Raw genomic sequence first — 12,760 nt, 5'->3', positions numbered from 1 at the left:
TTTTTGGGACTGGAATATATGCGAATTGCTCCTTTATCTCTGTTAATTTCTGCTAGCTTTTTTGCAAGCACAGTATTTGCACAAGATACAACTACTGTAAACAGAATTGAATCAGAGATTAATACGAAACAAACAGAATACACTCGTTCAACGACGATGCTCGACAAATATTTAAAAGAAGAGAATCAACTTCAAACACAACTTGAACTGCTTAGAACGCGTTCCACACAGCTTGATAAAGAAAAAAACCAAGCGTTGGATGCGATGAATGATATGTATCGACGTTTAATTGATAATCCGTCGCTAGACATTACCTCTGCACAATCGCGTTATCAAAAAGCCGTTGTTGATCAAGAACAAAATAAAAATGATATTTCTATGCAATTGGCGGCAATTGCATCCCATCTAAAAGATATTGAGCAAATTCGCGCTGATAAACATGCACTTCAAAACACGATTGAAAGCTTAAAAGTGCAATATACTACGGCGCGTGTAGAGCGATTACGCAATGAGTTTACCCGAGAGGGTACGCTTGAAGTTGACCATACCATTAACTGTAAGCGCACTGAAACACTGGCGGCATGTGAGCAGAGCGGTCAGCAAATAGGGCTGAAAAAGGCAACTAAACGTTTTTTAGATCAAATATTTGAAAATCTTACAGAAAAACGTCTTGTTGAACCTAAGCGAGACATGGCAGGGGCACAAGTACAAATTTTAAGTAGTCACGTGATTAAGAGCGCATTTAGCGGGCAAGGTGATTACAACGTCAATTTAAGCGTTACTATGCGCGGAGATGTAAACAGCAGTCGTTTATGTCACTTACTTAGTGTGAATAATAGTTTTTGTTTAGAGTATGGTACCCCGCTGGCAAATACTTATCAGCCAGCTTATAGCACTACTTTCTCTGATAGTCAGTTAACATTCAGCGATAATGGGGATAATAAAGCCGCTGCCGTTGTCGCTAAAACAGTTAATAAAAAGCCTAAAGTGGTCGCTGAGAACAAGAAAGATCAATTAGTTCAGTTAACCTTACGCTCTAATGTACACGGCGATGAAGTATTTATTAATGATATTCGAGTAGGTTCTACTCGTTTGGTGACGAACTTACCACGTGGTTTGCATAAATTAGAAATACGCAAAGAAGGTTACATCCCTTATAAAGCGCGAATTGACTTAAAGAAAACGCGAACGCTTTTTGCTCAGTTGGAAAAAAAGTCAGAGTCGATTGCTGCACCGACTAAAAAGCGAGAGCAAATAATACAAGCAGATTGCCCAAAAGGAATGGAAGTTGATACACGCCCACCTATGGTGGACCCATCAGCAGTGATGATCCCCGTTGGTAAATTTAAAATGGGTGATATAAACGGCAATGGGCTTGAAAATGAACGCCCCGTGGTTGAAAAAACGATTAGTGAATCTTTTGCTATGCAGAGCAAAGAAGTGACTGTTGGCGCATTTGAAGCGTTTGTAAACGAAACGCAATATAAAACCGAAGCTGAAAAAGGCAAAGGTTGCGCATATTACCTCAACGGCGAACCTGTTTGGGAAGCAAGCTTAAATTGGCGTGCTCCAGGATTTGAGCAAACCAATGAGTTTCCTGCTGTGTGTTTGACAAAAAATGATGCTATTGCTTACGCTGAATGGTTTTCTGATAAAACAGCGCAAACGTATCGCTTACCTACTGAGGTTGAGTGGGAATATGCGGCGCGTGCAGGCACTGAGACAGAGTACCCATGGGGTAACGAAATTGGTAAAAACCTAGCTAACTGTGGTTGGTGTGGTAGCGAGTGGTCGAATAAACGCACGGCTCCGGTAGGGTCTTTCTCTGCAAATGCATTTGGCTTATACGATACTGTAGGCAATGTATGGGAATGGACTAGTAGCACAGGGAATAAAAAAGATGCCGTTGTTCGCGGAGGTGCATGGAATTTTGCCCCTAGCCTTGCTCGTGCATCAACGCGTTTAATTTTAGCGCCAGATTTTAGAGCTAATTATATTGGCTTTCGCTTAATGAGCGAACGATAATATTTAATGGGGAAGCGGTGCTTCCTCTTTTTAATGATTACAAAGACGGCTGCGCTTTACATTGCTCATTGTGTTGAGAATGTTAAAGTAAGCGCAACTACAATAAGAACGAATTTCAAAGGTCATCCAGCCTCATGTTTAAAAAACTCCGTGGTATTTTTTCAAACGATCTATCGATCGATTTAGGTACAGCCAACACACTAATTTATGTAAAAGAAGAAGGCATTGTATTAAATGAACCTTCAGTTGTTGCTATTCGTCAAGAACGTGCTGGTGGACCTAAAAGTGTTGCATCTGTAGGTACAGAAGCTAAGCAAATGTTGGGCCGTACGCCAGGTAACATAAAAGCCATACGTCCAATGAAAGACGGTGTGATTGCTGATTTTTATGTTACTGAAAAAATGTTACAGCACTTCATCAAACAAGTGCACAATAATAATTTTATGCGCCCAAGCCCACGCGTGCTTATTTGTGTTCCTTGTGGAGCTACTCAAGTTGAAAAGCGTGCAATTCGTGAATCAGCGATGGGTGCAGGTGCTCGCGAAGTCTACTTAATCGAAGAGCCAATGGCAGCTGCAATCGGTGCCGGTTTACCGGTGTCTGAAGCAACGGGTTCTATGGTGGTTGATATTGGTGGCGGTACAACAGAAGTCGCCATTATTTCACTTAATGGTGTTGTGTATTCATCTTCAGTACGTATTGGTGGCGATAAGTTCGATGAAGCCATTATTAATTATGTGCGTCGTAACTTTGGTAGCTTAATCGGTGAAGCCACCGCTGAGAATATTAAACACCAAATTGGATCGGCATTTAAAACAGACGAACCAGTAGAGATAGAAGTGCGTGGTCGTAACCTTGCCGAAGGCGTTCCTCGTTCGTTTACGCTTAACTCGCATGAAATCTTAGAAGCATTACAAGAGCCACTAATGGGGATTGTAAGCGCTGTCATGGTGGCGCTTGAGCAGTCTCCACCTGAGCTGGCATCTGATATTTCAGCGCATGGTATGGTGTTAACTGGCGGCGGCGCATTACTTAAGGATTTAGATCGCCTGCTAATGGAAGAAACGGGCATTCCAGTGGTTGTTGCTGATGATCCACTTACGTGTGTTGCACGTGGCGGCGGCAAGGCCCTTGAAATGATTGATGTGCACGGTGGTGACGTTTTTAGTTACGATTAATGAAATCAATGTTTGAAAAAACGGTTTCTTTGCAACTGCGACTTTTTGTCGCAGTGCTTTTGAGTATCGTATTGATCCTTGGAGACAAGTACACGCAAGGTGGCGAGAACATTCGTACTAGTTTGAATACGTTGGTCAGTCCACTTATTTATGTTGCTAACCTACCTTACGAAGTATTTAGCTTTAGCGCCAAAAGTTTGCATACCCGTGAGCAGTTACTAACCGAAAACGAAGCACTCAAAAAGAAGCAAGTATTGCAAAGTGAGCAAATCCAGCAGTATGAGTTTTTAGCAAAAGAGAATCAAAAACTTCGTGCATTACTTGGCTCTTCCTCTAAACACACCAATCGTAAAATTATTGCTCAAGTACTTTCTGTTCATTCAAATCCTTATAGTCACCAAGTGGTGATAAATCGGGGAACCACCGATGGTTTAAGCGAAAGCCAAGCGGTGATTGATGATATGGGGTTAGTCGGGCAGTTGACTAAAGTTGGTTCAACAACCTCGCGGGTGCTGTTAATTACAGATACTACCCATGCAACACCGGTGCGTATATTACGAAACGATGTGCGCACAGTGGTTGAAGGTATCGGTAAAATTAACGTGCTAAAGCTATCACATGTGCCGCATAGCTTAGATGTGCGTATTGGTGATGTGCTGGTGACCTCTGGCCTAGGAGGGACCTTTCCTGAAGGTTATCCAGTTGCGGTGATCACCGAAATAACTCGTGATGAAGGCCAACCTTTTGCGCAAGTATTTGCTGAGCCGATAGCTCAATTAGATCGAATTCGGTTATTAGTGGTGTTATGGCTAAATCAGCAGGAGTTGATGGGTGATGATTAACCGTCATATGCTCTTAATCGCATTAAGTATTTTCTTTGCATTAGTAATGGCGCTAATGCCGTTACCTTTTTCACTTGAACCATTTCGTCCTGATTGGGTGCTGTTGGTGCTTATGTACTGGTCTTTAGCTTTACCGCATAGACTAAATATAGGGACTGCTTGGGTTGTTGGGTTATTAATTGACTTAGCAACAGGCTCCTCATTGGGTGTTAATTCCTTAACTTATTCAGTGTGTATTTTTGTTACTGCAAGTAACTTCCAAAAAATTCGCAATTTTTCATTGTGGCAACAAAGCCTACTTATAGGCTTGTTCTTAACGCTTTACCACTTAATGCAGTTTTGGTTAAATCACTTTTTACTTGGCGTTTATTTTAGCCCACATTACTTATGGCCTGTATTAACAGGCATGTTGAGCTGGATATGGGTATTTTTATTACTTCGAAAATACCGTAGACATTTTAGGATCAGATAATGACTTGCGCAGTATATTTAGCCTCCGCGTCTCCCCGTCGTAAAGAGCTTCTAACCCAATTGGGTATTGAATTTTCACAGTTTAGTGTTGATGCCGATGAAAGTCAGCTTGCTAATGAACTCCCGCATGACTATGTAGAGCGTTTAGCGCGTTTAAAGGCGCAAATGGGCGTAGAGCAAGGTTATACTGACCGGCCAGTGCTAGGTAGTGATACTGTGGTGGTGATGGATAACCAATCATTATGTAAGCCTCGAGATAAAGACGATTTTACTCAAATCTTAAAGCGCTTATCAGGGAACACGCACCAAGTGTTAACTGCCATCGCTTTTGCTACATCAGATAAAGTACTCAGTTGTGTGGTCAGTACAGATGTCACCTTTAAAACGCTCAGTGATGAAGAAATACATGCTTATTGGCAAACGGGCGAGCCTCAAGATAAAGCCGGTGGTTACGGTATCCAAGGGGTAGGTGGGCGCTTTGTAACGCATATTTCGGGTAGCTATTTTGCCGTTGTCGGCTTACCTTTATATGAGACAGAACAATTATTAAATACATTCTTAAGAGGGTAGCATGAGTACAGAACTACTGATCAATGTCACGCCAAGTGAAAGTCGCGTTGCCCTAATCGAAAACGGTGTATTACAAGAAATTCAGCTAGAACGTATTGGTAACTTAGGTATCGTGGGTAATATTTACTTAGGTAAAATAAGCCGCGTGTTACCAGGTATGCAAGCCGCTTTTGTTGATATAGGCCTAGAGAAAGCCGCCTTTTTACACGCTTCAGATATCGTTAATAGTGCCTCTATTGTTGAGGGCGTTGACGACGAGCCGATTAAAAAAGTCCAAGATATTCGTGAGCTTGTTCGCCAAGGTCAGTACATTATGGTGCAAGTGGTTAAAGACCCTTTGGGTAGCAAAGGGGCACGTTTAACCACTGATATCACGATACCTTCACGGTATTTAGTGTTTATGCCTGATGCGACACATGTTGGGGTGAGTCAGCGTATCGAAACGGAAGAAGAGCGTGCAAGGCTGAAAAAAATTGTAGCCGAATACGGCGATGAAAACGGTAGTTTTATTGTCAGAACAGCTGCTGAAGGCGCAAGTGAAGCGGAGCTGAGACACGATGCAGCTTTTTTAAAAAAGCTCTGGGATAAAATTGTCTCTAGACGCAGAAAAACCAGCAAAGCCAGTATCTTGCATGAAGATCTTACACTTGCCTTTAGAACGTTACGTGATTATGTAGGTGAAGATATGGAGCGCATCCGTGTTGACTCTAAGCTTACCTACCAAGAGCTTAAGCTGTTCACTGAAGAGTTTGTGCCTTTGTTATCACAAGTGCTTGAGTATTACCCAGGTGAGCGCCCCATTTTTGATTTATTTGATGTAGAAAGTGAAATTCAAAAAGCACTGCATCGTAAAGTTACTTTAAAATCGGGTGGTTACTTGATCATAGATCAAACTGAAGCGATGACCACTGTTGATGTAAATACAGGCGCTTTTGTTGGTCACCGTAACCTTGAAGAAACTATTTTTAATACCAACGTAGAAGCAACCTCAGCTATTGCCCGTCAACTAAGGCTGCGCAATTTGGGCGGTATTATTATTATCGACTTTATTGATATGGTAAGCGATGAGCATAAACGCCGTGTAATGCACTCATTAGAATCTGCACTCGATAAAGATCGTGCCAAATCTAATATCAATGGTTTGTCGGCATTAGGCTTAGTTGAAATGACCCGCAAACGTACCCGCGAAAGCCTAGAGCATGTATTGTGTGATGTATGCCCAGCATGTTCAGGGCGTGGCTCACAAAAAACAGTCGAGACAGTCTGCTATGAAATTCTTCGTGAAATAGTACGTGTTAATCGCGCTTACGATGCGGATAAGTTTGTAGTGTATGCTTCGCCTGCAGTATGTGAAGCGCTATTAAATGATGAGTATCATAACCTCGCCGAATTAGAACTATTTATTGGAAAGCAGGTCAATATTCAAACTGAAAGTTTATACAGCCAAGAGCAGTTTGATGTGGTAATGATGTAATGAAATTTAAAGCGGCCTGTTTTTATTGTGTGCGAAAATTATGGCAAATAAGTGCTGTAATTTTAGTACTACTGGCCGTGATTGTTTCTATTTTAAAATACACCTTACCCTACGCGAACGATTATAAAGGAGATATAGAAAGCTACCTTGATAATAAGTTTGATATTAGTTTATCTATAGGTGCTATATCAGCAAGTTGGCAAGGTAGTGGTCCCGCTTTAGTACTCGAAGAATTATCATTTAAAGACAACCAAACAGCCCCTATCTCTTTAACCATAGCTAAAACCAGTTTAGAGCTAAACCTGTGGGAAAGTTTAAAGTCGCTGCAGCTTAAATCAAATTACTTTGTGATCAATGGTTTTCATACCAAGGTTAATGTCGCTAATTTATTTGCTGGTAATCAAGATGAAGTTTCATTTGAGCAAAAAGAACTAATAGAAGGACTGTTTTTAGGTGAAACGGGTCACTTTGCAATAGAAAACTCGAGCATCAGCTTTGTACTAGAAGATAACAAAGAACGTAAACTGTTATTAGAAAACATTGTATGGCAAAACCAAGATAAACAGCATCTTGGTAGCGGTAGCCTAGCGCTACCGGGTATTTCTGTGGGTAATTTTGATGCCCGTATTGCGCTCAAAGGTGAAACCTTAGAGCAAATGGTGGGCGATTTATATGTGCAGGCTAATCAGGTTGATGTGTCAAATTGGTTGGCCCAGTATATAAATACTCAAAAGCAGCAACTGCATAGTGATTTAAACTTACAAGCATGGCTTAGGCTAGAGCAAGGCTTAGTAAGTGACGTAAAAGTACAGTGGTTACCGAGTGCGGTAAATTGGCAACTCAATGATCAAACACAAAAGGTCAGCCTAAGTGAAGGGGGATTTCATTTATACCCTGAGCAAAATAGCTGGCGGTTAAAAAGTACCGGCTTAGCGTTTAGTACCAACGAAATAACGTGGCCTAGCCTCGAATTTGAAGCTTTATTAGGCAAGCAAAATAAAATATGGCTGCAGCAACTCGATTTAGCCCTATTAAATGATTTAGCAGAATTAACTAATTTTACTGATTTAACTCCTTTTTTAGCTCGCCAACCCAGTGGTGAAATAAAAAACGCGTATCTAGAGTTTGCCGATGCAAAGCAATGGCAGTTGTGGTTTGAAGCCGATGAAATTAGCTGGCAAGAAAAAAACGCCGTACCCGCCGCTCAATCTTTAAGGATTGATGGATTAGTTAATCAGCAATATGGCCGGATCACTATTTTTGGTGAAAACAGCCACTTAATTACAGGTGCTAGTTTTAGTAATAATATTGACTATAACCAGCTAAACATCGAATTAGATTTAGCTAAGCGTTCAGGCGATTGGCATATTAGCAGTGATAACCTGTGGTTTGATAACAATGAAGTGACCTTAAGCGCGCAGATGCAATTAAGTTTAGGTAAGACGCCTCGCTTAGATTTATATGCCGAAGCATTTGCCCCCGATGCCAGTATTGCCGGTCATTATTTTCCTTTAACATTAATGAGCCCTGAGTTAGTTAGTTATTTAAATGGCGCAATAAAATCAGGTGAAGTAACAAATGCTCAGGTGTTATTTTCTGGTCCATTATCAGGCTTTCCATTTGACAATGGTTCTGGGCAGTTTGATGTTTTAGCGCAAATAGATAATGCTACCTATCAATTCGATCCGGCTTGGCCAGCAGTCACAAATGCCAGTGTAAAGCTGCATTTTGCAAATGAGCGAATGGATATTTATAGCCAGCAAGGCCAACTGGTAAACCTTGACGTTGGCAGTAGTGTACACGTGAGTATTGATGACTTAATGGGCGATGCGCCATTGGTGGTTAGTATTGATAAGCAAGCTGAGCTTGAAAAAATGCACGATTTTTTTGTCGCCACGCCTTTAGCAAATCCATTAGCTGATATTTTTAATGTTGTGCAAGGACAGGGGCTTGCCAGCGCAAATATTGAATTGCTAATCGGTTCACAATTTGAGGGCGGAGCGAGTGTAACTGGTAAGGTTAATTTACTCGACTCACCTCTTTATATTTCTGCTCCCGGTATTTCGCTTGAGCATTTAAAGGGTGAACTTAGCTTTAATAATCAACAAATAAACCTCACCGATGCTACGGCTACATGGCTTGGTATGCCATTAACGATTAACTACACTAGTGACGCAAACGCAGAGGATTATCGCGCTAATATAAATATAAATGCTCAGCTTGATGCGCAAACACTCATAAACCATGGTCAAGGTATTTTAGATGGTTACTTAAGCGGGCAAAGTGACGTTGATATTGCTTTAGAGCTTAATTTTACCGAGCAAGGGTTTAACTATCGTGCCGAAGTTGAATCGCCACTTATTGGCTTAAATAGTTCCTTGCCAGGAGTATATACAAAAAGCAGTGAGCAAATTTGGCCTCTGAGTGCGGTTATTCAAGGTGATGATATCTCTAATCTGATCACTGCAAATATTAATGAGTTATTTTATTTCAATGCCATTCTAGACAATACTCAATCGCAGTTTACCAACGCTCATTTTATCATCGGTGAAAAAGACTTAGGGCTTAACTCACAAAATTTAGCGGTGAGTATTAATTTAGTGCAGAGTGAGTTATTACCTTGGATTGATTTAATTGATCAAATTATTAATGTAGCTAAAGCGCAGCCTGACAGTGCCTCGCCGGGCGTGATGCCGCCTTTACATGAAGTGGTTGCGAATATTAACTCTTTTAACGTGAGTGGCATGCAGTTTAATGATTTTGATATGCGTTTATCGCCCCTAAATAATAATTTGCAATTAAAGCTCAATGCCAAAGAGTTAAGAGCCGAAGTATTTATACCTAGCGGGCAATCAAGTCAGCCGATTCGAATTAATAGCGATTATTTAAGGCTTAATTTTTTAGATACAGAATCAGAGCAACCGAGCGAAAAATCAACCCCTGAACAACTTGCATGGCTTACAAAATTACCGGCTATTGAATTTGAATGTGCCGATTGTAAAGTAAGTCATTATCAACTTGATAAGGTAAGCGCCTCATTGTTAGGCGATGGTAAAAAGTTGCTTATTTCTGAGCTAGTGGTTGATAAGGGCGACCATATATTACGGACTAAAGGGCAATGGCAGAATGGCCTAACGGCGATGAGCGGTGAACTTAAAAGTGATGATATTGGCGCCTTATTTAATGAGTTTGATATTACCACCACTATTAAAGATTCAAACGCCAATCTAAATTATCAGCTAAATTGGCAAGCGGCACCTTATGATTTAGACATTGCCAGTTTAGATGGCGAAATTAGCTGGGATTTAGGCGAAGGTCATTTAACTGAAATCAGTGATGGAGGTGCACGCGTATTCTCATTACTGAGCCTTGATTCATTAGTGCGTAAGCTAAAGCTTGATTTTAGAGATGTATTTTCTAAAGGTTTTTTTTATAACAGCATGCAAGGCACCATGCAGATAGATAAAGGCATTGCCTATACCCAAGATACTAAAATGGATGGGGTACCTGCCGATCTCTCTATAAAAGGGTATGCAAATTTAAATACTCTCGAAATTGACTACGACTTAGCCGTGGCACCACAAGTAACCTCGAGCATTCCGGTGATTGTGGCTTGGATGGTTAATCCAGTAACGGGGCTTGCAGCTTTAGCAATTGATAAAGTGATTCATTCTGCCCGAGTGATCTCAGAGATCAACTTTAAAGTAACAGGCAAAATGAACGATCCTCAGGTACAAGAGTTAGATCGTAAGAGTCGAGAGGTGACTTTACCGCAAGCAGCACAAAACCAGCCACAAGCATCCTCAGAGTTAAAACTTAAAGATGCCGAGGTTAGCGCCACACAATGAATAAACAACACATAAACTCATCTCCTGCGATTATCGCATTGCAAATGTGCTCTGGCTTAAACCCTGATGATAACATTGCACTTTTAAAACAAGCATTAGCTGCTCTGCCAAACACGCGACCTTTGTTAGTATGTTTACCTGAAGCGTTTTTAGTGTTTAGTAAACACGCTGGTGATACGTTGTTAGTGTCTCAACGTATTGAACAATATAAACAGCAAATCAGTGAATTGTGCCGTAAACACAACATTTGGTTAAACGCTGGCACGTTACCAGAGCCCTATAACCAGCATAAGTATTACGCCGCCTCTCATTTATTTAATAATCAAGGCAATATTGTTGCAAGCTATAACAAAATACACTTGTTTGATGTTGAGGTAGATGACCAGACCGGCAGCTACCGAGAATCCGATTTTACTCAAGCCGGCGATGAGGTTGTGGTCGTTGATTCGCCCTTTGGTAAAATTGGTTTAACAGTATGTTATGATTTGCGTTTTGCTGGTTTATTTAATGCCTTAGTTCGCAAAGGCGCCGAAATTATATTAGTACCCAGTGCGTTTACTGTTCCAACAGGTAAAGCGCATTGGCAGCCGCTACTTGCAGCGCGAGCTATAGAAACGCAATGTTATGTTATTGCTGCAGCGCAATATGGAACGCATGAAAACGGTAGGCAAACTTATGGTCACAGCCTCATGTTATCGCCTTGGGGTGAAGCATTAAGTGAAAAATCAACAGGGCTTGGTTTTATTAGTTGCACCGTAGATTTAAACCAGTTACACAAAATTAGACGAGATATGCCGCTGCAATCTCACCAACGATTTAGAGAGCCATTATTATGAATTCGGTTGAACAGCATTTATTACACGACAGCCAGCTAAATCGAGAAGAACTCGAAAAAACATTAGCTTATATTCACCAGCACAAAGTTGATTATGCCGACCTTTATTTTCAATCGAGTCATCATGAGTCTTGGGTATTAGAAGACGGCTTAGTGAAAGAAGGCTCTTATAACGTTGAGCGTGGCGTGGGGGTGCGGGCTGTAAGCGGTGAAAAAACCGGTTTCTCGTATTCAGACGCAATCAATCTTGAAGCGTTAAACAAAGCAGCCACGGCAGCACGAAGTATTGCCGATGCCGGTGAAGATAAAGCGGTTAAAGTATTTAGTGACGTGGCTGCAAAGCAGCAGTTTGCACCGCATCAACCAATTTCTAGTATGAGCGATACCGATAAAGTTAATTTGTTACGTGAGCTTGAAAATTATATTCGCGAATTAGCCCCTGATGCTGAGCAAGTTATTAGCTCAATGTCTGCGGTATACGAAGAAGTATTAATTGCAGCCAGCGATGGCACCTTTGCTACCGATATTCGCCCACTGATCCGTTTAAACTGCTCTGTATTACTTGAAAAAAATGGTCGTCGTGAACGTGGCGGTGCTGGTGGCGGCGCCCGCCTAGATTATGGTTACTTTAAAGAGCTTGTTGATGGCAAGCCGCGTTGGATGGGTTTTGCAGAAGAAGCCGTTCGTCAAGCTAAAGTAAACTTAGAAGCTATTGATGCCCCAGCGGGTACTATGGAAGTGGTATTAGGTAATGGCTGGCCAGGCGTGTTGTTGCACGAGGCCGTAGGTCATGGCCTAGAGGGAGACTTTAACCGTAAAGGCGCGTCTGCGTTTAGCGGTAAAGTAGGTCAAAAAGTTGCTTCAGAGCTATGTACTGTGGTTGATGATGGCACTATGGCCGATCGCCGTGGTTCACTTAATGTCGATGATGAAGGTACGCCTGCAGCCTATAACGTACTTATCGAAAACGGTATTTTAAAAGGCTATATGCAAGATAAAATGAACGCGCGTTTAATGGGGGTAAACCCAACAGGTAATGCTCGTCGTGAATCATACGCGCATTTACCTATGCCACGTATGACCAACACTTACATGTTAGGCGGTGAGCATAGCCAAGCTGATATTATCAGCACGGTTAAAAAAGGCGTGTTTGCTCCCAATTTTGGTGGCGGCCAAGTGGATATCACCTCGGGTAAGTTTGTATTTAGTGCCTCAGAAGCGTATTTAATTGAAAATGGTAAAATCACCCAGCCAATTAAAGGTGCTACCTTAATTGGTAATGGTCCTGAGGTTATGCAACAAATCTCTATGGTAGGTAATGATTTAGCGCTTGATAAAGGCGTCGGTGTTTGTGGTAAAGACGGTCAAAGTGTACCAGTAGGCGTTGGCCAACCAAGCCTGAAAATAGATAACCTAACAGTGGGTGGCACGGCTTAATTTTATTACTGCCAAATACAATAAATAAAACCTTAGAAGTGCATGCTTTCAAGGTTTTTTTTATTCTAAATTTCAGCTAT

The 12,760-nt window shown here is 41.4% G+C and carries 9 protein-coding genes; all 9 read left to right on the top strand.

Features of this window, described 5'->3' with window-relative positions; translation table 11 throughout:
- Window positions 1-18: 18 nt before the first annotated feature.
- Entirely contained in the window at window positions 19-2,025 is a 2,007-nt protein-coding gene (locus QL986_RS07615) for a formylglycine-generating enzyme family protein (RefSeq protein ID WP_028834499.1), read from the top strand.
- 134 nt (window positions 2,026-2,159) lie between these two features.
- On the top strand, window positions 2,160-3,203 hold the full coding sequence (locus QL986_RS07610; protein ID WP_013463921.1) for a rod shape-determining protein: 1,044 nt from the start codon (window positions 2,160-2,162) through the stop codon (window positions 3,201-3,203).
- Entirely contained in the window at window positions 3,203-4,045 is an 843-nt protein-coding gene (gene mreC, locus QL986_RS07605; protein WP_016900309.1) for a rod shape-determining protein MreC, read from the top strand. Before QL986_RS07610 ends, mreC begins: the two co-directional genes overlap by 1 nt.
- Complete coding sequence (gene mreD, locus QL986_RS07600) at window positions 4,038-4,517, top strand: rod shape-determining protein MreD (RefSeq protein ID WP_016900308.1); 480 nt, start codon at window positions 4,038-4,040, stop codon at window positions 4,515-4,517. The genes mreC and mreD overlap by 8 nt, the downstream gene beginning before the upstream one ends.
- The gene (locus QL986_RS07595) at window positions 4,517-5,086 is read left to right on the top strand and encodes a Maf family protein (RefSeq protein ID WP_290191433.1); all 570 of its coding nucleotides are present in this window, start codon (window positions 4,517-4,519) and stop codon (window positions 5,084-5,086) included. The genes mreD and QL986_RS07595 overlap by 1 nt, the downstream gene beginning before the upstream one ends.
- Before the next feature lies 1 nt (window position 5,087).
- Complete coding sequence (gene rng / locus QL986_RS07590; RefSeq protein WP_013463925.1) at window positions 5,088-6,560, top strand: ribonuclease G; 1,473 nt, start codon at window positions 5,088-5,090, stop codon at window positions 6,558-6,560.
- Window positions 6,560-10,408 carry a YhdP family protein gene (locus QL986_RS07585; RefSeq protein ID WP_290191432.1) on the top strand — a complete coding sequence of 1,283 codons (3,849 nt, stop codon included), beginning with the start codon at window positions 6,560-6,562 and terminating at the stop codon, window positions 10,406-10,408. The genes rng and QL986_RS07585 overlap by 1 nt, the downstream gene beginning before the upstream one ends.
- The gene (locus QL986_RS07580; RefSeq protein ID WP_090494847.1) at window positions 10,405-11,244 is read left to right on the top strand and encodes a carbon-nitrogen hydrolase family protein; all 840 of its coding nucleotides are present in this window, start codon (window positions 10,405-10,407) and stop codon (window positions 11,242-11,244) included. Before QL986_RS07585 ends, QL986_RS07580 begins: the two co-directional genes overlap by 4 nt.
- A complete protein-coding gene (gene tldD / locus QL986_RS07575) occupies window positions 11,241-12,680 on the top strand; it encodes a metalloprotease TldD (RefSeq protein ID WP_013463928.1) in 1,440 nt (479 codons plus the stop codon). The genes QL986_RS07580 and tldD overlap by 4 nt, the downstream gene beginning before the upstream one ends.
- Window positions 12,681-12,760 lie beyond the last annotated feature (80 nt).

It is taken from the genome of Pseudoalteromonas sp. APC 3250 (assembly GCF_030407915.1).
GTDB classification, from domain to species: Bacteria; Pseudomonadota; Gammaproteobacteria; order Enterobacterales; family Alteromonadaceae; genus Pseudoalteromonas; species Pseudoalteromonas tetraodonis.
This window is presented reverse-complemented; position numbering and strand designations above follow the sequence as displayed.

Bases quoted from the DNA above. Each gene is read 5' to 3' on its own strand.
- QL986_RS07615 (WP_028834499.1), top strand. From the start codon at position 19: ATGCGAATTGCTCCTTTATCTCTGTTAATTTCTGCTAGCTTTTTTGCA.
- QL986_RS07580 (WP_090494847.1), top strand. From the start codon at position 10,405: ATGAATAAACAACACATAAACTCATCTCCTGCGATTATCGCATTGCAA.
- mreD (WP_016900308.1), top strand. From the start codon at position 4,038: ATGATTAACCGTCATATGCTCTTAATCGCATTAAGTATTTTCTTTGCA.
- rng (WP_013463925.1), top strand. From the start codon at position 5,088: ATGAGTACAGAACTACTGATCAATGTCACGCCAAGTGAAAGTCGCGTT.
- QL986_RS07585 (WP_290191432.1), top strand. From the start codon at position 6,560: ATGAAATTTAAAGCGGCCTGTTTTTATTGTGTGCGAAAATTATGGCAA.
- QL986_RS07610 (WP_013463921.1), top strand. From the start codon at position 2,160: ATGTTTAAAAAACTCCGTGGTATTTTTTCAAACGATCTATCGATCGAT.
- QL986_RS07595 (WP_290191433.1), top strand. From the start codon at position 4,517: ATGACTTGCGCAGTATATTTAGCCTCCGCGTCTCCCCGTCGTAAAGAG.
- mreC (WP_016900309.1), top strand. From the start codon at position 3,203: ATGAAATCAATGTTTGAAAAAACGGTTTCTTTGCAACTGCGACTTTTT.
- tldD (WP_013463928.1), top strand. From the start codon at position 11,241: ATGAATTCGGTTGAACAGCATTTATTACACGACAGCCAGCTAAATCGA.